General features: G+C 71.8%; 18 protein-coding genes and 1 tRNA gene. 5 read left to right on the top strand and 14 right to left on the bottom strand.

Going from position 1 to position 20,321, the window contains the following annotated elements:
* Positions 1 to 91 precede the first annotated feature (91 nt).
* The 5 genes from pth to AB0K10_RS19585 all read right to left on the bottom strand — a co-directional run bounded on the left by pth (position 92) and on the right by AB0K10_RS19585 (position 4,552).
* The gene (gene pth / locus AB0K10_RS19605; protein WP_363685283.1) at positions 92 to 682 is read right to left on the bottom strand and encodes an aminoacyl-tRNA hydrolase; all 591 of its coding nucleotides are present in this window, start codon (positions 680 to 682) and stop codon (positions 92 to 94) included.
* A gap of 95 nt (positions 683 to 777) precedes the next feature.
* A complete protein-coding gene (locus tag AB0K10_RS19600) occupies positions 778 to 1,467 on the bottom strand; it encodes a 50S ribosomal protein L25/general stress protein Ctc (protein ID WP_363685281.1) in 690 nt (229 codons plus the stop codon).
* Positions 1,468 to 1,800: 333 nt separating this feature from the next.
* Positions 1,801 to 2,781: a ribose-phosphate diphosphokinase gene (locus AB0K10_RS19595; protein WP_363685279.1), complete on the bottom strand. Its 981-nt coding sequence runs from the start codon at positions 2,779 to 2,781 to the stop codon at positions 1,801 to 1,803.
* Positions 2,782 to 2,838: 57 nt separating this feature from the next.
* On the bottom strand, positions 2,839 to 4,371 hold the full coding sequence (gene glmU, locus AB0K10_RS19590) for a bifunctional UDP-N-acetylglucosamine diphosphorylase/glucosamine-1-phosphate N-acetyltransferase GlmU (RefSeq protein ID WP_363685277.1): 1,533 nt from the start codon (positions 4,369 to 4,371) through the stop codon (positions 2,839 to 2,841).
* A 109-nt stretch (positions 4,372 to 4,480) separates the two neighbouring features.
* Positions 4,481 to 4,552 (bottom strand) — tRNA-Gln (locus tag AB0K10_RS19585).
* A gap of 361 nt (positions 4,553 to 4,913) precedes the next feature.
* Between AB0K10_RS19585 and AB0K10_RS19580 the strand changes: the two genes are divergently transcribed.
* Complete coding sequence (locus AB0K10_RS19580; RefSeq protein ID WP_363685275.1) at positions 4,914 to 5,879, top strand: acyl-CoA desaturase; 966 nt, start codon at positions 4,914 to 4,916, stop codon at positions 5,877 to 5,879.
* Between the two features lie 222 nt (positions 5,880 to 6,101).
* Positions 6,102 to 6,785: a TetR/AcrR family transcriptional regulator gene (locus AB0K10_RS19575; protein ID WP_363685313.1), complete on the top strand. Its 684-nt coding sequence runs from the start codon at positions 6,102 to 6,104 to the stop codon at positions 6,783 to 6,785.
* A gap of 6 nt (positions 6,786 to 6,791) precedes the next feature.
* Here AB0K10_RS19575 and AB0K10_RS19570 read toward each other — a convergent pair whose 3' ends face one another.
* From AB0K10_RS19570 to AB0K10_RS19540, 7 genes are all read right to left on the bottom strand, one after another.
* A complete protein-coding gene (locus tag AB0K10_RS19570) occupies positions 6,792 to 7,268 on the bottom strand; it encodes a DUF4383 domain-containing protein (protein ID WP_363685273.1) in 477 nt (158 codons plus the stop codon).
* A 206-nt stretch (positions 7,269 to 7,474) separates the two neighbouring features.
* Positions 7,475 to 7,930: a DUF4383 domain-containing protein gene (locus tag AB0K10_RS19565; protein WP_363685271.1), complete on the bottom strand. Its 456-nt coding sequence runs from the start codon at positions 7,928 to 7,930 to the stop codon at positions 7,475 to 7,477.
* Between the two features lie 95 nt (positions 7,931 to 8,025).
* Entirely contained in the window at positions 8,026 to 9,831 is a 1,806-nt protein-coding gene (locus AB0K10_RS19560) for an ABC-F family ATP-binding cassette domain-containing protein (protein WP_363685269.1), read from the bottom strand.
* 122 nt (positions 9,832 to 9,953) lie between these two features.
* Positions 9,954 to 10,904, bottom strand: a complete 951-nt coding sequence (locus AB0K10_RS19555; protein WP_363685267.1) for a 4-(cytidine 5'-diphospho)-2-C-methyl-D-erythritol kinase — start codon at positions 10,902 to 10,904, stop codon at positions 9,954 to 9,956.
* On the bottom strand, positions 10,901 to 11,485 hold the full coding sequence (locus AB0K10_RS19550) for a Uma2 family endonuclease (protein ID WP_363685265.1): 585 nt from the start codon (positions 11,483 to 11,485) through the stop codon (positions 10,901 to 10,903). The genes AB0K10_RS19555 and AB0K10_RS19550 overlap by 4 nt, the downstream gene beginning before the upstream one ends.
* Positions 11,486 to 11,517: 32 nt before the next feature.
* The gene (gene rsmA, locus AB0K10_RS19545) at positions 11,518 to 12,387 is read right to left on the bottom strand and encodes a 16S rRNA (adenine(1518)-N(6)/adenine(1519)-N(6))-dimethyltransferase RsmA (RefSeq protein ID WP_363685263.1); all 870 of its coding nucleotides are present in this window, start codon (positions 12,385 to 12,387) and stop codon (positions 11,518 to 11,520) included.
* 46 nt (positions 12,388 to 12,433) lie between these two features.
* Positions 12,434 to 13,333, bottom strand: coding sequence for a TatD family hydrolase (locus AB0K10_RS19540; RefSeq protein ID WP_363685261.1), 900 nt, complete (start codon positions 13,331 to 13,333; stop codon positions 12,434 to 12,436).
* Positions 13,334 to 13,408: 75 nt separating this feature from the next.
* Here AB0K10_RS19540 and AB0K10_RS19535 point away from each other — a divergent pair, with 75 nt between their 5' ends.
* Positions 13,409 to 14,647, top strand: a complete 1,239-nt coding sequence (locus AB0K10_RS19535; RefSeq protein WP_363685259.1) for a hypothetical protein — start codon at positions 13,409 to 13,411, stop codon at positions 14,645 to 14,647.
* A gap of 45 nt (positions 14,648 to 14,692) precedes the next feature.
* Here AB0K10_RS19535 and metG read toward each other — a convergent pair whose 3' ends face one another.
* Positions 14,693 to 16,495 carry a methionine--tRNA ligase gene (gene metG / locus AB0K10_RS19530; RefSeq protein ID WP_363685257.1) on the bottom strand — a complete coding sequence of 601 codons (1,803 nt, stop codon included), beginning with the start codon at positions 16,493 to 16,495 and terminating at the stop codon, positions 14,693 to 14,695.
* Between the two features lie 149 nt (positions 16,496 to 16,644).
* Here metG and AB0K10_RS19525 point away from each other — a divergent pair, with 149 nt between their 5' ends.
* Complete coding sequence (locus AB0K10_RS19525; RefSeq protein ID WP_363685255.1) at positions 16,645 to 17,646, top strand: hypothetical protein; 1,002 nt, start codon at positions 16,645 to 16,647, stop codon at positions 17,644 to 17,646.
* Between the two features lie 12 nt (positions 17,647 to 17,658).
* Here AB0K10_RS19525 and rsmI read toward each other — a convergent pair whose 3' ends face one another.
* Complete coding sequence (gene rsmI / locus AB0K10_RS19520) at positions 17,659 to 18,507, bottom strand: 16S rRNA (cytidine(1402)-2'-O)-methyltransferase (protein ID WP_007455360.1); 849 nt, start codon at positions 18,505 to 18,507, stop codon at positions 17,659 to 17,661.
* A 246-nt stretch (positions 18,508 to 18,753) separates the two neighbouring features.
* On the opposite strand from rsmI, the gene AB0K10_RS19515 reads away from it, so the two are divergent.
* Positions 18,754 to 20,307 carry a phospholipid carrier-dependent glycosyltransferase gene (locus AB0K10_RS19515; protein ID WP_363685311.1) on the top strand — a complete coding sequence of 518 codons (1,554 nt, stop codon included), beginning with the start codon at positions 18,754 to 18,756 and terminating at the stop codon, positions 20,305 to 20,307.
* Positions 20,308 to 20,321 lie beyond the last annotated feature (14 nt).

Here is a 20,321-nt window from a genome sequence, read left to right as displayed (position 1 = left end):
TTTCTTCCCTCGACAAGAGGAATCATCGATCAAGGGCTGTCCTCATGATCAGCCGGGGTCGATGCCACCCAGCCGCAGGTTAAAACTCAAGCTAGCCGCCGTGGTAGAGGTTCTGGGTCGGCTCCACGCCCTTGACGATCACCGACTCCACCACATCGGCAGCCCGGTCCACCAGGAAATCCAGCTCCTTGCGCTCCGCCGCGCTGAAATCCGACAGCACGTAATCCGCCGGGTCCTGTCGACCCGGTGGGCGACCCACACCGAACCGCACCCGAACGTAGTCCTTGGTGCCCAACGACTTGGACATCGAACGCAGGCCGTTGTGCCCGCCCTCGCCGCCGCCGCACTTGATCCGCACCTGACCGAAGCCGATGTCCAACTCGTCGTGCACCGCGACCACCTGCGCCGGTGGCACCTTGTAGAACTGCGACAGCGCCGCGACCGGCCCACCGGACAGGTTCATGTACGTCAGTGGCTTGACCAGCACCAGCTTCGGACCGCCGAATCCCAGCCGCCCCTCCGCGACCTCGGCCACCGCCCGCTTGTGCCTACCGAACCGTGCGCCCACCCGCCCCGCCAGCAGATCAGCCACCATGAACCCGACGTTGTGCCGGTTGCCGGCGTACTCCCGACCGGGGTTGCCCAGGCCGACCACCAGCCACGGCCCCGCCTCGTCCGTCACGACCCGTCCCTTCCCGCCGTCGGTTCGACCGACTCCCGATACGCCGGCAGGCGCCCCCGAAACTCGGGGACGCCTGCCGCACGAATACGAACCGATCAGGCCTCGGTACGCGCCTCGGCGCTCTCGCCACCATTGGTGGTGTCCGCGCCCTCGGAGCCCTCGGTGACCTCGCCGGTCTCGGCCTCGGCCTCCTCGGTGGCCTCCTCGACCTCGGGCAGCGTCGCCTCAAGCTGCTCGGCGGTCGGCGCCGCGGTCACCGCGGCGACCGGCAGCGTCGGGTCGACGGCCAGCTCGACACCGCTCGGCAGCTCGACGTCGCCGGCGGTCACCGAGGAGCCCGCCTCCAGGCCCTCGATCGACGCCTCGAGGTGGTCCGGCACCTTGGTGGCGTCGGCGGTCACCGAGAGGGTGTCGTGGTCGTGCACGATCAGGGTGTCCCGTGCGGCCTCACCGGTCAGGTGGACCGGCACCTCGACGGTGACCTGCTCGCCCCGGCGCACCAGGATGAGGTCCACGTGCTCGAAGGTGTCCCGGATCGGGTCACGCTGGATCGCCTTCGGCAGCGCCAGCACCTGGGTGCCGTCGGTGATGTCGATCGCGAACAGCTGGTTGGCGCCACCCTTGCGGATCGCGGCGGCGAACTCCCGCGACGGCAGCGCGATGTGCTTGGGCTTCTCGCCGTGGCCGTACAGCACGGCGGGCACCTTGCCGGCCCGGCGGGTACGACGGGCACCACCCTTGCCGAACTCGGTGCGGGGCTCGGCGCTGATCTTTACCTCGGACACGGGGAAACTCCTGATGCTTTCGCTACGGCGGCTTGTCGTCTTGCGGTGCTGGGGCGAGGGGCTCGCTGGGGCTCATGCGTCATGAACGACTGCCCGGAGCACCGCGTCGATGACGGTGCCTCCGTGCGGCGCTCTTCAGCGGCCCGCCGGGCACCCTCGCCGTGGCAACCGCACCAGTCTACCCGAGCTGTTTCCCGGTTTGTCGGCAGTCCCCGGTCACGGCTCCAGACCGGCGCGCCGATGGCGTTCCCACCAGCGCGCCAGCCCCGTTTCCCACCAGACTGCCAGCTCTGCGCCCATCGGCGCGTCGAATGACGAAATGGGGCCGCGCCCTCAGCTCAGGCCACCGAACAGGGTGGTCACCGAGCCGTCGTCGAAGACCTCCCGGATCGCCCGCGCCAGAAGCGGCGCGATCGACAACACGGTCAGCTTGTCCAGCTGCTTCTCCGGCGGCAACGGCAGCGTGTTGGTCACCACGACCTCGGTGATCGGGCTGTTCTTCAACCGCTCGGTGGCCGGGTCCGACAGGAGCGCGTGGGTGGACGCCACCACGATCTCCGCCGCGCCCGACTCCTTGAGGATGTCCGCCGCCTTGGCGATCGTGCCACCGGTGTCGATCATGTCGTCGACGATCAGGCAGACGCGACCCTCCACCTCACCGACAACCCGGTTCGCCACCACCTGGTTCGGCTTCATCGGATCACGGGTCTTGTGGATGAACGCCAGCGGGCAGCCACCCAGCCTGTCGGTCCACCGCTCGGCCACCCGCACCCGGCCCGAATCCGGCGCCACCACTGTCATCGGCCGGCCGGCGTACCGGTGCTCCACGTACTCCGCCAGGATGTCCATCGCGAAGAGGTGGTCCACCGGCCCGTCGAAGAAGCCCTGGATCTGCGCGGTGTGCAGGTCGACCGTGAGGATCCGGTTCGCACCGGCGGTCTTCAGCAGGTCCGCCACCAGCCGGGCCGAGATCGGCTCCCGACCCCGGTGCTTCTTGTCCTGCCGCGCGTACGGGTAGAACGGCAGCACGACGGTGATCCGCTTCGCCGACCCCCGCTTCAACGCGTCCACCATGATCAGGGTCTCCATGACCCAGGTGTTCACCCCGTGCGTCACGGACTGCACGACGAAGGCGTCCGAACCACGCACCGAGTCCTTGAACCGTACGAAGATCTCGCCGTTGGCGAACTCGTACGCGTCGGCTGGCGTCGGTGCCACACCGAGCACCTCGCCGATCTCCTTGGCCAACTCCGGGAAACCCCGTCCGGAGAAGAGCATCAGGCTCTTGCGATTTTCGGCGACGATGCTGCCCATGGGCCCGTCTGCTCCCGTTTGTCGGCGGTACCCGGCCCGGTGGTGGTGGGTCGGGGACTATTCGGTTGCAGTATCTCCCGCGCCGGACGCACCGCCCACCGTCTCGGCCCGCCCGTGCATTGCCTCACTGTCACTTGCGGTGCCGGCCACCTCCGACGCACCCTCCGCGTCGCCGGCACGCTGCGCGGCCTCGGCCGCCGCCGTACCGGCCCGCCGCTTCACCACCCAGCCCTCGATGTTGCGCTGCCGCGCCCGGGCGACACCCATCGCGCCCGCCGGCACGTCGTCGACGATCACCGAACCGGCCGCCGTGTACGCGCCGTCACCCACCTCGACCGGCGCGACGAACATGTTGTCCGCCCCCGTCCGGGCGTGACTGCCGATCACCGTGCGGTGCTTGTTGACCCCGTCGTAGTTGACGAAGACCGACGCGGCACCGATGTTGGTCTGCTCGCCGATCGTCGCGTCACCCACGTACGTCAGGTGCGGCACCTTGGAGCCGGCGCCGATCTCGGAGTTCTTGACCTCGACGAACGTGCCGACCTTCGCCTTGTCGGCGAGCCGTGCCGCGGGCCGCAGGTACGCGTACGGCCCCACGCTGGCGCCCGCGCCCACCTCGGCGCCGACCGCGTGGCTGCGCACCACCGACGCGGCCGGGCCGACGATCGTGTCGATAAGCGTGACGTCCGGCCCGACAAGCGCACCCGCGCCGACCACCGTGGCGCCGCGCAGCTGGGTGTTCTGGTCGACCACCGCGTCGCGGTCGAGCGCCACTGTCACGTCGATCCAGGTGGTCGCCGGGTCGAGCAGGCTCACCCCGGTACGCATCCACGCCTCGTTGACCCGGTCGCGCAGCAGCCGACGCAGCGACGCCAACTCCACGCGGTCGTTGCAGCCCAGCGTCTCGACGTGGTCGACGGCCACGTGCACCGCGACCGGCTCGCCCGCGGAACGGAGCAGGCCGAACACGTCGGTCAGGTACTCCTCGCCCTGGTCGTTGTCGGTGGAGAGCTTGCCCAGCGCGTCGCGCAGCCGCACCGCGTCGAACGCGTAGATGCCGGCGTTGATCTCCCGGATCGCGCGCTGCGTGGCGTCGGCGTCGCGCTCCTCGACGATCTGCTCCAGCCGGCCGTCGGCGTCCCGGACGATCCGCCCGAGCCCGGTCGGGTCCGGCACCTCGGCGGCCAGCACGGTGGCCGCCGCGGCGGCCTCCTCGTGCGCGGTCACCAGCGCGCCCACCGTCTCCGGGCGCAGCAACGGCACATCTCCGTTGATCACCACGACCGTGCCGGCGCCCTCCGGCACGGCGTCCAGTGCGATCCGGACGGCGTGCCCGGTGCCGAGCTGCTCGGCCTGGAGCACGGGCGTCACGTCGGGGGCGATCTCGGCCAGGTGTGCCCGGACCTGGTCGGCGCCGTGCCCCACCACGACGACGGTGCGGTCGGCGCTCAGCGGCGCGGCGGCGCTCAGCACGTGACCGAGCAGGGTACGGCCGAGCAGGGGGTGCAATACCTTGGGCAGTGTCGACTTCATCCGCTTGCCCTCACCGGCGGCGAGTACGACGACGGTACGAAGGTGGGGCTGGGGCACGACATGGCTCCCGTCGGGACGGCGGACACTCTCGCGGCCATGCTAACCACGGGGTCCGCACCGTTCCCTGTTACCCCCAGTGAAACCCAAAACGGACTTTAGGGGGCAGCTCGGCCGCCAGGGTTCGAACCTGAAATACGGGTACCAAAGACCCGGGTGTTGCCAATTACACCACGGCCGATCGCAACGTCAGGACGCCGTCGCTCCCCGACGAACATCCTGCCGCTACACCTTAACGCCCGACCGGGGCGACGCCAGCACTCACGCCCTTCATGATCCTCGCGATCCTTCCGCGCCGCCCACGACCGAGGCGGCGGTCGCGCCCCTCGCGGGAGGTCGCGACGAGACCTGGATCCGAGGGACGCGGACCCATTCCGCAGTGCGGAGCCGGCACGCCTCAGCGACCGAAAGCTCGACCCTGACCAGGGCTTTAGCACCTGCGTACGACAGCTTTTCGAAACTTCCCCGTGCGCTCTACCGGGCCGTAAGTTACGGTGACGTAGGCGTAGGTTCGTGATCGTTTCCCCCCTCTGCGAGGTGCCATGTCCGCCACCATGCTCGAACCCCCCACCGCTGCCCCCGGCCCGAAACCGCTCACGGACGGCAGCCAGTCCTCCGGGATCCTGGCCGCCCTGTGGGCCTTCGTCGTGATCCCCTTCGTCGCTCTGCTGGTCGCCGTGCCGATGGCCTGGGGCGGCTGGCTGGGTTGGAGCGATGTGATCATCGGTCTGGTCTGGTACGTGGTCTCCGGGCTCGGCATCACGGTGGGCTTTCACCGCTACTTCACGCACGGCTCGTTCAAGGCCAAGCGGTGGCTGCGGGTGACGCTGGCGGTCGCGGGTTCCCTGGCGGTGCAGGGCGAGATCATCCAGTGGGTGGCCGACCACCGCCGACACCACGCGTTCTCCGACCTGGAGGGTGACCCGCACTCGCCGTGGCGTTTCGGCACCAGCTTCTGGGCACTGACGCGGGGCCTGTTCCACGCACACGTGGGCTGGCTGTTCCGTCGCGAGCTGTCCAACCGGGAGCGGTTCGCACCGGATCTGATCGCCGACCGCGACATCAGCCGGGTCGACCGACTGTTCCCCGTGCTGGTGGCCGTCTCGCTGCTCGGCCCGGCGCTGATCGGGGGCCTGGTGACCTGGTCGTGGCAGGGCGCGCTCACCGCGTTCTTCTGGGCCGGACTGGTCCGGATCGGCCTCCTGCACCACGTCACCTGGGCGATCAATTCGGTCTGCCATGTGTACGGCGAGCGCCCGTTCGCGATGCGTCAGGGCGACCGGGCGTCGAACTTCTGGCCGCTCGCGATCCTGTCGTTCGGTGAGAGCTGGCACAACCTGCACCACGCCGACCCGACCAGCGCCCGACACGGTGTGCTGCGTGGTCAGGTGGACATCTCCGCCCGGGTGATCTGGCTGTTCGAGAAGACGGGCGCGGCGTCGCAGGTGCGCTGGCCGAAGCCCGAGCGCCTCGCGGCCAAGCTCGTGAAGCCTGTCGCACCCCGATAAACCGGGCGGTGCCGCGGGGTGTCGCCTGGCAGGATGGCCCGATGACCGAGCGCAGCGGGGGACCGGGCGGCTCGGCGGACGGGGGGCCGGGCCCGATCCGGGTACGGTCGGACGGCGCGGCAGGGTGGTCAGGCCACCCGCCAGTGAGGCGACAACGTGAACGGGCACAGCGGAGGCACCATCCCACGGCAGGGCGTGACCGAGCGCCAGCGAGGCGGCGACATGCCCGAGGCCAGCGACGATGGCGGCCGGCGCCCAGCGCCGGCTGCGGCGGCGAAACCCAAGCCCACCTCCCGGGTACGCATGTCGGCGGCCCAGCGCCGGGAGCAGTTGATCGCGACCGGCCGGCAACTGTTCGCCGAGCGCGGTTTCGACGCCACCTCCATCGAGGAGGTGGCGGCCCGCGCCAAGGTCTCCAAGCCGGTGGTGTACGAGCACTTCGGCGGCAAGGAAGGGTTGTACGCGGTAGTGGTCGACCGGGAGGTCCGGGCCCTGCTGGATCGGATCACCACGGCGCTGACGGCGGGGCATCCGCGCGAGTTGCTGGAGCAGGCGGCGATGGCCCTGCTGGGCTACATCGAGGAGGAGACCAGCGGGTTCCGGGTGCTGGTCCGCGAGTCGCCGCTGTTGTCCGGGACGGCCACCTTCAGCAGCGTCATGAACGACGTGGCCCACCAGGTCGAGCACATCCTGGGCGCGGAGTTCAAGAGCCGCGGGTACGACCCGAAGCTGGCCGAGCTCTACTCGCAGGCGTTGGTGGGCATGGTCGCGTTGACCGGCCGCTGGTGGCTGGAGGTGCGCAAGCCGCGCAAGGAGACGGTGGCCGCGCACCTGGTCAACATGGCGTGGAACGGGTTGTCGCACCTGGAGGCGAAGCCCACGTTGATCACCGCACGCCGCAGCTGACCTCGGTCAGCTGCGGTGCGCGTCGGCCACCGGGTGTTTGCGGCGTTCCAGCTCCGCCTCGGCGTGCTCCGACGGGCCGACCTTGTCGTACAGCCCGGTGCCGAGCAGGATCAGGCCGAACAGCATCGACACGATCACCGTCGACATCGAGAAGTTGAGGAAGTTCGCGTCGGTCTGCAGCACGGACATCATGAGGATGCTGGTCACCAGGAACACCACCCCGGCGGTGAGGTTCATGTAGTGGCCGAGGTTGCTGCGCCGGGACGCTCCGAAGATCAGGACGGCTCCGAAGACCACCGAGGCGAGCGAGAAGGCCAGGTTGGTGCGGAGCCCCAGGGCCCAGTGGCTGCCCCGGTCGAAGAGCGGGTCGCCGATCGTCTCGGCGACACCCCAGACGCCGAAGACCAGGATGTAGAGGCCGATCAGTCCGGAGAGGACCCGGTAGAGCGGCCGTGCCGGATGGTTCACCGGAAAGTGCGGCATACCAAGACCCCCTGATTGACCGTTTCAGGGGAATTGTCGCCCAGGCAGGAGCCAACTGTCCGAAGAACCACAAAGCCGAACGGGTCCGCCAAAGGCTGGACCAGGTCAGGTTTTCGCCGGAGCCCGAGCTGCGCAGGGATCAAGCCTGACCGCCCGGAGCAGCTCGGGCTCCGGCGAAAACCCACGGCCGCAACCGCAGAAGAAGATCAGAGAACCAGACGAGCCTTCTGGAACGCCTCAGCCTCATCCTCCGTGCCGACCTTGCCGTACATGCCCGCCATGAGCAGCACCAGAGCGGCAGTCATCACGACGATCACGGTGAAGATGCTGAAGTTGAAGAAGTTGGCGTCGGTCCGGATGAAGGCCAGACCGGCCAGGCCGATCACCATCAGGGCGTACGCCAGCCACTGGTTGATCGCCACGTCGATGTTGCGGCCGAGCGCGGTGCCGACCAGCACGACGAGCCCGAGCAGCACGCAGAGCAGCGAGAAGCCGAGGTTGGTGCCCTGACCGAGGACGCGGGTGTCGTCCTGGGCGAGGATCTCGTCGCCGGCGCCCGCGATGATGCCGAGCACGCCGAAGACCACCAGGTACAGACCGGTCAGCCCGCCGATCGCCCGGTAGATCGGCCGCGCGGGGTGGTTGATGGGGGTGTGGGCCATGTCTGGGTCTCCAAGGGTGAGGTGTCGCCGACGATTGTCCCGCATGTGTCGGTGTGACGCCGCACACGGCCCCCGCGCCGGCGTGCCCGGCCCGCTCAGCTCTCGGGCAGGTCCTCGGCGAGGGTCATCCAGGTCTCCTCGATCCGTTCCCGTTCGGCGCGCAGGTCCTTGAGCTGGGTGTCCAGCTCGGCGACGCGGGCGTAGTCGGTGGCGTCGGCGGCGAGCTGGTCGAGCAGGGTGACCTCGCGCTGGTCGAGCTTGCCGAGCTGCCGTTCCAGCCGGGTCAGCTCCTTGCGCGCCTGGCGCACCTCGGCGGCGGACATGCCGCCTCCCGACGGCGAAGCGGGCGTAGAGGTCGAGGTGACGCCCGCCCGGGGAGTGCCGGCTCGCTCGGCGGTCCGCGCGAGGTACTCGTCGACACCACCGGGCAGGTGCACGAGCCGACCGTCGCCGAACATCCCGTACGCCGTGTCGGTGACGCGTTCGATGAGGTAGCGGTCGTGGCTGGCCACGATGATCGTGCCGGGCCACGAGTCGAGCAGGTCCTCAAGCGAGGCCAGGGTGTCGGTGTCCAGGTCGTTGGTGGGCTCGTCGAAGAGCAGCACGTTGGGCTCGCCGGCGAGCAGCCGCAGCATCTGCAACCGGCGACGCTCGCCGCCGGACAGGTCGCTGACCGGGGTCCAGAGCCGGCGGTCGTCGAACCCGAAGACCTCGGCGAGCTGCGACGCGGAAACCTCCCGGTCGCCGAGCTGGACCCGGCGGGCGACCTCCTCCACGGCTTCCAGCACCCGCAGGTGCCCGGGCAGCTCGGCCAGCTCCTGGGAGAGGAACGCCGGTCGCACCGTGGAACCGGTGCCGAGGCGGCCGCCGTCGGGGCGGGTGATGCCCGCGAGCATCCGCAGCAGGGTGGTCTTGCCGGCGCCGTTGGCACCGAGGATGGCGATCCGGTCGCCGGGACCGACCAACCAGGTGGCGTCGCGCAGGATCTCCTTCGGGCCGGCGTGCAGCTCGACGTTCTCCAACTCGTACACCTGCTTGCCCAGACGCGAAACCGCCATCCGCTGCAGGGACATGGTGTCGCGCGCCGGCGGCACGTCGGCGATCAGCGCGTTCGCGGCGTCGATGCGGAACTGGGGCTTGGAGGTACGGGCGGGCGGGCCGCGCCGCAGCCAGGCGATCTCCTTGCGGAGCAGGTTCTGCCGGCGAGCCTCGGTGGCGGCCGCGACGCGTTCGCGCTCGGCGCGGGCGAGGGTCCAGGCGGCGAAGCCGCCCTCGTACGCGCGGACGGTCTGGTCGGCGACCTCCCAGGTGTTGGTGCAGACCGCGTCGAGGAACCACCGGTCGTGGGTGACCACGACGAGGGCGCCCTTGCGGCCGACCAGGTGCCGGGCCAGCCAGTCGACACCGCCGACGTCGAGGTGGTTGGTGGGCTCGTCGAGGATCAGCAGGTCCGAGTCGCGGACGAGCAGCGCGGCGAGTGCCACCCGCCGCCGTTCGCCACCGGACATCGGGCCGACCGGCTGGTCGAGGCCGAGGTGCGGCATGCCGAGGCCGTCGAGGATGTTGCGCACACCGGCGTCGCCGGCCCACTCGTGCTCGGCGCCCATGCCCTCACCGAGCCAGGCGGTGCCGAGCACGACGTCCCGGACCGTGGCGTCCGGGGCGAGGGTGAGCTGCTGCGGTAGCCAGAGCACGCGCAGGTCGCGGCGGTGGGTGACCCGGCCGTCGTCGGGCTCCTCCTGCTTGGTGAGCAGGCGCAGCAGGGTGGACTTGCCGGCGCCGTTGAGGCCGACCACACCGATCCGGTCGGCGTCGTCCAGGCCGAGCGAGACGTCCGTGAGCAGCCGCCCGGCGGCGCCGTACCCCTTGGACACCCGGTCCAGATTGACGATGTTGGCCACGTTCCACCCTTCAAGATCAAGGCGTCCGGGTGCCGGCGGGCACCTCGGGACGCCTGCGTCAAGGGTACGCGGACACTCCGGACGCCCGCGCCGCGCGCCCGCGGGCCGGTGGAAACGAGTCGTCAGCCGACGCGGGCGCCGGCGACCGGGCCGTGCGCGACCCGGGCCTCCCGGCACACCCCGGCGTTGGTCAGCTCGGCGGCGATCCGCTCGGCGTCGGCCGCGTCGGCGGCGAGGAAGACGCAGGTCGGCCCGGAGCCGGAGACGATGCCGGTGAGCGCGCCGGCCGCCTCGCCGGCCTTCAGGGTGTCGGCAAGCGCGGGCCGCATCGCCAGCGCGGCGTCCTGAAGATCGTTGCCGAGCGTACGGGCGAGGACGCGGGGGTCACGTTGACGCAGCGCGCCCAGCAGCGCGTCGGTGCTGCCCAGCGGGGTGCCGGCGGCGCCGGAGCCGCGCAGCCGGTCCAGTTCGCGGTACGCGGCGGGGGTGGACAGGCCGCCGTCGGCGATCGCCACGACCCAGTGCCAGGAGGTGGCTCGGGCCAGCACGGGGCTGACCGCCTCGCCCCGGCCGGTGCCCAGCGCGGTGCCGCCGTAGATCAAAAACGGCACGTCGGAGCCCAGGTCGGCGGCGATCCCGGCCAGCTCGTCGCGGGACAACCCGGTGCCCCACAGCGCGTCACAGGCCACCAGCGCGGCGGCCGCGTCGGCGCTGCCGCCGGCCAGCCCACCGGCCAGCGGGATCTGCTTGCGCAGGTGCAGGCGGGCGTGCGGCAGCACCCCCGCGCAACCAGCCAGCGCGTGTGCGGCGCGGATCACCAGGTTGGAGTCGTCCAGCGCCAGTTCGCCGGTGCCCTCGCCCTCCATGGTCAACGCCAGTGTGTCGCCCCGCCGGGCGGTCAGCTCGTCGTAGATCGAGATGGCGTGATAGACGGTGTTCAGCTCGTGGTAGCCGTCGCGGCGCAGCGGGCCCACCCCGAGGTGCAGGTTGACCTTGGCGGGCACCCGGACCTTCACCGGCCCGAGGGCCCCACGTCGCTCGTCCTCGTCGTCCGGTCGCCAGGCCTCGGTCACGGGGTGATGTCCCGTACGCGCAGGCGGATGTCGAACGGCTTGGCCACGATCAGCTCCTCGGCAGAGTCGGCGGCCAGCTCGTACCGGCCGTCGACCAGGTCGTACGCGTACACGTGCACCGGATTCTGCTCGATCCGCCAGTAGTGCGGAATCCCGGCATCGGCGTAGTCCGCCGGCTTCTCCAACCGGTCCCGCCGTCGGGTGCCGGGCGAGACGACCTCGACGGCCAGCATGACCTGCTCAGCGTCGAAGTAGTGGCTTGTACCGACAAGAGGCCGGCGTAGTAGCACCACGTCCGGTTCAAGGGTGTTGCGGTGGTTGAGCGCCACTCCGACGGCGGTAGCGGGCGACAGATCCAGCGGCGCGTGCTGTCGCAGCCACATCCAGAGCAAGCTGCTGATGTTCTGGTGGTCATAGGTGGGGGAAGGGACCACGACGAGGACTCCGTCACGTAGCTCGACGCGGGGGGCGTCGCCGGGCAGGGCCAGCACGTCCTCGATGGTGTGGTTGGCCAGTCGCTGCCGGACGGGATCCGGGCCCCACATCCCCTGGGCGGCGGGCTCGATCGGCTGCGCGGTCACTCGTACACCTCCTCGGCGGGCACGGCGTCAGCCTACTTCGCGGTACGCGTACCGGCCGGGGCCGACGCGGCGATGGCGGCGAACTGCTCGACGGTCAGTGACTCACCCCGGGCGCCGGGGTCGACGCCCGCGGCAATCAGCGCGGCGGCCGCCCGGTCCGGGCCGCCGGCCCAGCCGGCCAGCGCGGCGCGCAGGGTCTTGCGGCGCTGCGCGAACGCCGCGTCCACCACGGCGAAGACCCTTTCCCGGGGTACGTCGGCGCGGGGCGGTTCGTGGCAGGTGAAGGCGACCAGACCGGAGTCGACGTTGGGCACCGGCCAGAACACGTTCGGCGGCACCTTGCCGGCGCCACGGGCGTGGGCGTACCAGGCGAGCTTGACCGACGGAATGCCGTACACCTTGGAGCCGGGACCGGCGACGAGCCGGTCGGCGACCTCCTTCTGCACCATCACCAGGCCGTGTCGCAGGCTGGGCAGCTCGGCGAGGAGGTGCAGCACCACAGGTACGGCGACGTTGTACGGCAGGTTCGCGACAAGGGCGGTCGGTGCGGGCTCGCCCAGTTCGGCGGCGCGGACGCGCAGCGCGTCGGCGCGGTGCACGGTGAGCCGGCCGGCGTCCGCCCCGGCGTGCCGGGCGACGGTCTCCGGGAGCGCGCCGGCGAGGGTCGGGTCGATCTCCACGGCGTGCACGTGCCCGGCGACCGGCAGCAGTCCGAGGGTGAGTGAGCCGAGCCCGGGGCCGACCTCCAGGGCCACGTCGTCGGGGGTCAGCCCGGCGGCGGTGACGATCCGGCGCACGGTGTTCGGGTCGTGCACGAAGTTCTGGCCGAGCTTCTTGGTGGGCGCGACGCCCAGCCGGGCGGCCAGCTCCCGGATCTCCGCCGGGCCGAGGAGACCGGTCATGCCTGGCAGCGTAGCGACGTGGTCGGGACCGGCCGCCGGGCCGGGCTCACCACGGCCCGAAAGCGCGGTCGCCGGCGGCGGAGATGGCCGCGCACAGCTCGTCCAGGTCGCTGCCGGTGGTCGCGGCGAGCGCGCGGACGGTCAGCGGGATCAGGTACGAGGCGTTCGGCCGGCCACGGTGCGGGGTCGGCGTGAGGTAGGGGGCGTCGGTCTCCACCAGGATCTGGGCCAGCGGGGTGAGCGCGGCGGCCTCGCGCAGGGCGGTGGCGCTGCCGAAGGTGACGGTGCCGGCGAAGCTGAGCAGGTAGCCCCGGCGCACGCACTCGCGGGCGAACTCGGCGTCACCGGAGAAGCAGTGCAGCACCACCGTGTCCGGTGCGCCCTCGTCGTCGAGGATCCGCAGCACGTCGGCGTGCGCGTCCCGGTCGTGGATGACAAGCGCCTTGCCGTACCGCTTGGCGATGGCGATGTGCGCTCGGAAACTCGCCTCCTGCGCGGCCCGCCCCTCGTCGCCGGTGCGGAAGAAGTCCATGCCGGTCTCGCCGATCCCCCGGACCCGGTCGCGGGCGGCGAGGGACTCGATCTCCCGCAGTGCCTCGTCGAGGTCGGCCAGCCGGGGCGCCTCGTTGGGGTGCAGCGCCACGGTGGCCAGCACGGCGGGATAGCGGTCGGCGATGTCCGCGCCCCACCGCGAGGAGGCCACGTCCACGCCCACCTGGACCAGCCGGTCCACGCCGACCCCGGTGGCCACCGTGATCGCCGTGGCGATCGGGTCGTCGGACGGCCCGCCACCGGGTACGCCGGCCTCGCTGACGGTGATGTCCAGGTGGGTGTGGCTGTCCAGCACCGGCCGGGGCAGCGGCTCGGGGGCGGGCGGGAACTCTCCGGCCCGCCGGGCGGCACGCTCGCGGCGGGTTTCAGTCGGCTCGCTCATCAGCGACAGCATCACACACCGGGGCCGTCCATCCGCCCGCCACCCGGCGTTCACCTCGACTACGCCGCGCGACTCTACCGTCGCCCGGTGAGCGAGCTCAGCAGTCCCGCCAGTGAGCGCACCGGGCTTCGCGTGGCGTTCGGCGGCGGCGTGTACCCGGCCGAGGAGATCGCCCGGGGCGCCGCGTACGAGCTGTTCAGCGCCGAGGAGGTGGCCGGCTTCGAGCGGGCGCCGCGCCCGGGCAGCGCCCTGCCGTGGCGTCGGTTCGTGCACGTCACCGAGGTGAGCGTGGTGCACGGGGCCGCCGAACCGGTGGAGGAGCCGGAGACACCGCTGATGATGCCGGCGCACCGGGAGCGCGGCTGGTCGCACGTACACCAGCTCAGCCAGCAGCCGTCCGCGGCGGGTGACCCGGTGTTGGCCGCGGTGCGCGCCTCCGCGGTGGTCCGGCGCGGCACCCGGATGGTGAAGGTCCTCTCGGCCCGGCAGCTCGCCGGGTACGTGCGGGGCTGGCTGCCGCACGGCTTCTGCTACCGGGAGCACGACGTGGCGCACCTGCGTACGCCGTCGGCGACCACGGTGCTGCGCACCGACGGCGACGTCGGGCGGGACGGCTCGGAAGTGGCGTACGCGCTGCGTTGGCGGGCCGCCGACCCGGGCGACTACGACGTGCCGGTGGGCGAGGAGCACCGGGGTCTGACGGCGCTGTCGTCCCGGGACCGGCTGGGCCCTCCGGTGCTGGGCACCGGTTTCGTGCCGAGCAACGGCCAACTCGTCCCGGAGTTCATCACCCGGGACTTCGCCGACCTGCCGATGCCGGCGAACGCGACCCTGCTCGCCTACACCGCCGAGGGGGTGGAGGTGGTGCTCTACAGCTACCAGGCCGAGCAGCGCGCGTGGCTGCGGATGGTGGGGCCGCAGTGGCGGCATCTGCTCGCCGCGGTGCCGGGCCTCTCCCCCGACCAGGAGTACGTGCCGACCGGCGACGCCCCGCGCTCCACCCAACTGGTAGGCCTCTACGGCGACACGGAGTACGAGGCCGTGGCCGACCTGCCCGGCGGGTTCCGGGTGCTGGCGATGACCCGGGCGGCCCGCTATCCGGTGGACGCGGTGGCCCGCCGGGTCCGGTTCGCGCAGTGGCGGGGCGTGTCGTGCCTGGTGCTGCGGGAGGAGGCCGGCTGGCTGCGGTTGCGGCTGCGCCACCCGGACCCGGACGCGGTGATCGCCACCGGCGCGCAGTGCCACGACCGGGGTGTCTACGAGACGTGGGCGCCGGGCACCGAGGTGAGCAACGACCAGGTCATGGACACCCGGTACGCGTTGTGACGTCCCCCGGCGGCCGGCTGCCCTGCCGCCGGGGGCGTCGTACGCTCAGTCGGCCAGTCGGGCGAGCTCCTCGTCGACGATCGACGGGTCGAGCTTGCGGAACACCGGCTTCGGCGCGGCCAGCGGCGTCCCGGCCTCCAGCGGCACCGACTCCCAGCGCGCGCCCACCGTGTAGTCACCGGTCAGCACCGGGTAGGACGGCCCGCCGTCCAGGTCGTCGACCTGCTCGATGACAGGCATCGGCGCGTGCACGCCGGTGCGGCCGAGCAGTTCGTGCACCTGCTGCGCGGAGTGCGGCAGGAACGGGGTGAGCAGCGTGTTGGCGTCGCTGATCACCTGGAGGGCGACGTGCAGGATGGTGCCCATGCGGGGCTTGTCGGCCTCGTCCTTGAGCTTCCACGGCGCCTGCTCGGACAGGTACTTGTTGGCCTCGGCGACCACCTTCATGGCCTCACCGATGGCCTGCTTCTGCCGGTGCCGGCCGATCAGGTCGCCCACCGTGTCGAACCCCGCGCGAGCCACCGCGAGCAGCGCCTCGTCGGCTTCGGTGAGCCCGGCCGGGTCGATCGACGGGATCGACCCGAAGTTCTTCGCGGCCATCGAGACGCACCTGTTGACCAGGTTTCCCCAGCCGGCGACCAGCTCGTCGTTGTTGCGGCGCAGGAACTCGGCCCAGGTGAAGTCGGTGTCGTTGCTCTCCGGGCCGGCGGCGGCGATGAAGTAGCGCAGCGCGTCGGCGTCGTAGCGCTCCAGGAAGTCGCGGACGTAGATGACCACCTTGCGGGACGAGGAGAACTTGCGCCCCTCCATGGTCAGGTATTCGCTGGAGACCACCTCGGTGGGCAGGTTGAGCTGGCCCAGCTCGCCCGGCTCGCCGTCGCGGGAGCCCTCGCCCGAATAGCCGGAGAGCAGCGCCGGCCAGATCACCGAGTGGAAGACGATGTTGTCCTTGCCCATGAAGTAGTACGACCGGGCGTCCTTGCCCTCCCCGTCGGCGGACCACCACCTGCGCCACGCCTCGGGGTCGCCGGAGCGGCGGGCCCACTCGATGGAGGCGGACAGGTAGCCGATCACCGCGTCGAACCAGACGTAGATCCGCTTGTCGGGGCGGTCCCGCCAGCCGTCCAGCGGGATCGGCACGCCCCACTCCAGGTCCCGGGTGATCGCCCGGGGCTGGAGGTCGTCGAGCAGGTTGCGGGAGAACCGCAGCACGTTGGGCCGCCACCCCTCCCGGGTGTCCAGCCACTGGCGGAGCACGTCGGCCAGGGCGGGCAGGTCCAGGAAGAAGTGCTCGGTCTCGACGAACTTCGGGGTCTCCCCGTTGATCCGCGACTTCGGGTCGATCAGGTCGATCGGGTCGAGCTGGTTGCCGCAGTTGTCGCACTGGTCGCCGCGCGCGCTGTCGTACCCGCAGATCGGGCAGGTGCCCTCGATGTACCTGTCGGGCAGGGTGCGCCCGGTGGACGGCGAGATCGCGCCCATGGTGGTCTTCGGCACGATGTAGCCGTTGCGGTACATCCCCTCGAACAACTCCTGCACCACCGCGTAGTGGTTGCGGGTGGTGGTGCGGGTGAACAGGTCGTAGGAGAGCCCGAGGCCGTGCAGGTCCTCGACGATCACCCTGTTGTACCTGTCGGCCAGCTCGCGCGGGGTCACCCCGTCGGCGTCGGCCTGCACCTGGATGGGGGTGCCGTGCTCGTCGGTGCCGGAGACCATGAGCACGTCGTGGCCGGCCATCCGCATGTACCGGGCGAAGACGTCGGAGGGAACGCCGAAACCGGAGACGTGGCCGATGTGGCGGGGGCCGTTGGCGTACGGCCAGGCCACTGCCGCGAGAACGTGACTCATGAGCAGCAAGCCTAGTGACCCGCCCGGGGCATCCGCGAACCAATGGGGGGTGCCGGGCCGCCGGACCGTACCGACCACCCCGCCCATTGGTCCGATTTGTCGTCGACACGCGGTTCACCTGCCCGATCAGCCCGCGCTACCGGTGTGCAATGAACGTCGTGACTGGCAGAGGAGCGGCCCGGGACCACGACGAGCGTCCCACCGGGCCGACGGGCGGCGACGAGTCAGGCCCGGCGTCCGACGCGCCCCGGGGTGCCGGGGTCGCGCCGCACCCCCGGCTGGTCCCCGCCGCCGCACCCGATCGGCCGGCCCACCAGCGGCCCACGCCGTCCGGGCGGGCGGCCGTGCCGCGAAGGGACGGGTCGCCGGAGGCCACCGCGACCCCGGCCCGGCCCACGCCGAAGGCGCCGGCCCCCGTCGAGGTGGAGCCGACCACCGGGGCGCCGGTGGACGCGGTGCCACGCCGGGTGCCGGTACGCCAGCAGGGCCGTCTGCGGGATGCCCACCGGGTCGACGGGGACCGACCACCGGACGACGAGGTCGCGTTCTGGGCGCCGATCGAGGAGGTGCACTGGGACGGCACCCCCGTCCAGGAGGACGTCGCCCCCAAGCGACGCGCCCTGGCGAGGGACCGCCGCGCGGCGTCGCGGACGACAGCGCTGCCGGACCCGCTGCCCGGGCTGACCGCGTTGGTGCTGCTGAGCCTGGTCGCGGCCTTCTTCGCCTGGGTCAGCGCCGGTCCGTTCTGGCTCGCGGTCGGGCACGCGCGCGACGGCACCGTGGTGATCGACCACTGCACCGGCGGCGGTCTCACCCAGCGGTGCCGGGGCATCTTCACTGCCGACGACGGGCGGTTCCTGGCCCACGGGGTGCGCGTCAGCGGCGTACCCACCGGGGGCGACGCGCCCGGGGCGGTGGTGCGGGCACGGATGACCGGCCCGGACGGCGGAACCGCGTACGCCGACACCGGCGCCGGCCGACACCTGCGCTGGCTGCCCGGCCTGCTGGCGGTGCTCGGCTGCACCGCCGGCATCGTCCGCTGGACGGGCTCGGCACGTCTGCCCGGCCGGCGACACCGCCGCTGGGCGGTGGCCGCGGCTCTCGCCGGCCCGGCGCTGATCACCCTCGGCTTCCTCGCCGCCGCCTGGTGACTGCGGCGGCTGTCAGCTGTGAACGATCGTGTAGACCTCGCGGCGGCGCAGCGCGTATTCGGTGGCGACGTCGGTGATGGCGTCCCGGCGGGACCTGCCGGCGGCCTCCCGCTCGGCGACGGCCGCGCGCAGGGCGTCGTCGTCGGGGCGTTCCGGGGCGGTCGCCGGTGAACCGGCCACCACCAGGGTGATCTCCCCGCGCGGATCGCCCTCGGCGGCCCACCGGGCCAACTCGCCGAGGGGACGGCGCAGCACCTCCTCGTAGGTCTTGGTCAGTTCCCGGCAGAGCGCGGCCGGCCGGTCCGCCCCGAACGTCTCGGCCAGGTCGGCGAGCGCCGCGCCGATCCGGTGCGGTGCCTCGAAGAAGACGAGGGTGCGCTCCTCGGCGGCGAGGGCGCGCAGCCGGGACCGGCGGGCACTTCCGCTGCGGGGCAGGAACCCCTCGAAGCAGAACCGGTCACAGGGCAGGCCGGAGACGGCGAGGGCGGTGGTCACCGCGCTGGGCCCGGGCGCGACGGTGACCGGCGCCCCGACGTCCAGCGCGGCCCGGACCAGCCGGTAGCCCGGGTCGGAGACGCTCGGCATGCCGCCGTCGGTCACCAGCGCCACCGCGTACCCGCCGAGGATGACCTCGACCAGTTCGGGCGTACGCCGTTCCTCGTTGCCCTCGAAGTAGGAGACGATCCGGCCTCCGACGGTGATGTCGAGGTCGCGGGCCAGGCGGGTGAGGCGGCGGGTGTCCTCGGCGGCCACCACATCGGCGCTGGCCAGCACTTCCCGGAACCGGGCCGAGGCGTCGGCGGGGTTGCCGAGCGGAGCACCGAGCAGGATCAGGCGCCCAGCTTCGGACATTTCACCCACGGGATCGTCTCCTTCATCGACAGCGAATACCGGTATCAGGGACGACGGGCGCCACACGACACCCTGGCAGCCTACGATCGCCGGGTGACGAGTGCGTCGACAGCGCAGAGCCCGAGCGCCGACCCGGCTGACACGGTCGAGGTGACCGGCGAGCCCAGCCCTGGCCAGGACCCGGCGGCACCACGTGCCGACGGCGGGGGGGTGTCCGCAGGTGTCCGCCGCCGGTTCGCCACCGTCGACGCCCGGATGGACCCGTTCTCGTGGCTCGCCACCGGCGTGGTGGTGGCGATCGCGGCGATCCTGCGCTTCGTGGGCCTGTCCAGCCCCAAGGGCAAGATCTTCGACGAGACGTACTACGCCAAGGACGCGTACGGGCTGATCAGCCGGGGCGTCGAGTGGAACTACAAGGACAACGTCCCGTCTTACGTGGTGCACCCCCCGCTGGGCAAGTGGCTGATCGGCGTGGGCGAGTGGGCCTTCGGCTATCAGGACGCGGAGTCGAAGGTCTCCGTCGGCGGGCACCTGTTCACCACCGCGCCGGAGTTCGGCTGGCGGTTCTCGGCGGCCGTGATCGGCACGCTGTCGGTCCTGCTGCTGGTCCGCATCGGCCGGCGGCTGTTCCGCTCGACGGTGCTCGGCTGCGCGGCCGGGCTGCTGCTCGCCCTGGACGGCTTCCACCTGGTGCTGTCGCGCGCGGCGCTGCTCGACATCTTCCTGCTGTTCTTCGTGCTGGCCGCCTTCGGCGCGCTGGTGCTCGACCGGGACTCCCGACGTCGGCGCTGGGCGCGCGCCCTGGACGACGGGCTCGACCCGAGCCTGCCGGGGCGCGCGGGCCGACCGCCGACCGGCTGGCGCACGTGGCCGTGGTGGCGCCTCGCCGCGGGAGTGCTGATCGGCTGCGCCTGCGCGGTCAAGTGGAGCGCGCTCTACTTCGTGCCGGTGTTCGCCCTGTTCGTGGTCCTCTGGGAGGTCGGGGTCCGCCGCTCGGCGGGCGTCCGCAGGCCCTGGCGGGACACTCTCCTCGACGAGGTGCCCTGGGTGGTGCTGGCCGGCGTGCTGATGATCGGCACCTACCTCGCCACCTGGTCCGGGTGGCTGCTCAGCGACGACGGCTACTACCGGCTGGCGTCGTCGGCGGCCTACCCGACCGGCTCGCTCAGCGACACCCCGGTGATCGGCCCGCTGGTCAACCTCTTCGAGTACCACCGCGCGGCGTACGGCTTCCACGCCCAGCTCGACGATCCGCACAAATACCAGTCCTGGCCGTGGCAGTGGCTGCTGCTCGGGCGGCCGGTGGCGTTCCACTGGTCCGGCGACGGCGCCTGCGGCGCACCGACCTGCGCGTCGGAGATCCTGCTGCTCGGCACCCCGCTGCTCTGGTGGTCGTTCCTGCCCGCCCTGGTGGCGCTGGTGTGGCTGGGCCTGGCCCGGCGGGACTGGCGGGCCGGCGCGATCCTGCTCACCGTGGCGGCCGGGCTGCTGCCCTGGTTCTGGTTCGCCCTCGACGGTCGGACGATGTTCTCGTTCTACGTCGCGCCGGCCCTGCCGTTCCTGGTGCTGGCCGTGGTGTACGTACTCGGCGCGCTGATCGCCCCGGCCGGGGCTGACGTGGGTGAGACGGCGGCCCTGGTGCCCGGCGACGCGGGCTACGAGCGCCGGCTGGTGGGCAGCGTGGCGGCCGGGGCGTACGTGCTGCTGGTGGCGCTGTGCTTCGCGTACTTCTATCCGATCTTCGTGGGCCGGCTGATCCCGTACTCGGACTGGCTGTCCCGAATGTGGCTCGACGGTCGCTGGATATAAGCACCGGCAGGCGA

This window comes from Micromonospora sp. NPDC049274 (genome assembly GCF_040678875.1).
Taxonomy (GTDB): Bacteria; Actinomycetota; Actinomycetes; order Mycobacteriales; family Micromonosporaceae; genus Micromonospora.
The sequence above is the reverse complement of the archived record's forward strand: the minus strand, read 5'-3'. Positions and strand labels throughout refer to the sequence as shown.

Excerpts from the sequence above, each read along its gene's own strand:
- AB0K10_RS19595 (WP_363685279.1), bottom strand. The coding sequence starts at position 2,781 with ATGGGCAGCATCGTCGCCGAAAATCGCAAGAGCCTGATGCTCTTCTCC.
- AB0K10_RS19580 (WP_363685275.1), top strand. The coding sequence starts at position 4,914 with ATGTCCGCCACCATGCTCGAACCCCCCACCGCTGCCCCCGGCCCGAAA.
- AB0K10_RS19575 (WP_363685313.1), top strand. The coding sequence starts at position 6,102 with ATGCCCGAGGCCAGCGACGATGGCGGCCGGCGCCCAGCGCCGGCTGCG.
- AB0K10_RS19570 (WP_363685273.1), bottom strand. The coding sequence starts at position 7,268 with ATGCCGCACTTTCCGGTGAACCATCCGGCACGGCCGCTCTACCGGGTC.
- AB0K10_RS19565 (WP_363685271.1), bottom strand. The coding sequence starts at position 7,930 with ATGGCCCACACCCCCATCAACCACCCCGCGCGGCCGATCTACCGGGCG.
- rsmA (WP_363685263.1), bottom strand. The coding sequence starts at position 12,387 with ATGACCGGTCTCCTCGGCCCGGCGGAGATCCGGGAGCTGGCCGCCCGG.
- AB0K10_RS19540 (WP_363685261.1), bottom strand. The coding sequence starts at position 13,333 with ATGCTGTCGCTGATGAGCGAGCCGACTGAAACCCGCCGCGAGCGTGCC.
- metG (WP_363685257.1), bottom strand. The coding sequence starts at position 16,495 with ATGAGTCACGTTCTCGCGGCAGTGGCCTGGCCGTACGCCAACGGCCCC.
- AB0K10_RS19525 (WP_363685255.1), top strand. The coding sequence starts at position 16,645 with ATGAACGTCGTGACTGGCAGAGGAGCGGCCCGGGACCACGACGAGCGT.
- AB0K10_RS19515 (WP_363685311.1), top strand. The coding sequence starts at position 18,754 with ATGGACCCGTTCTCGTGGCTCGCCACCGGCGTGGTGGTGGCGATCGCG.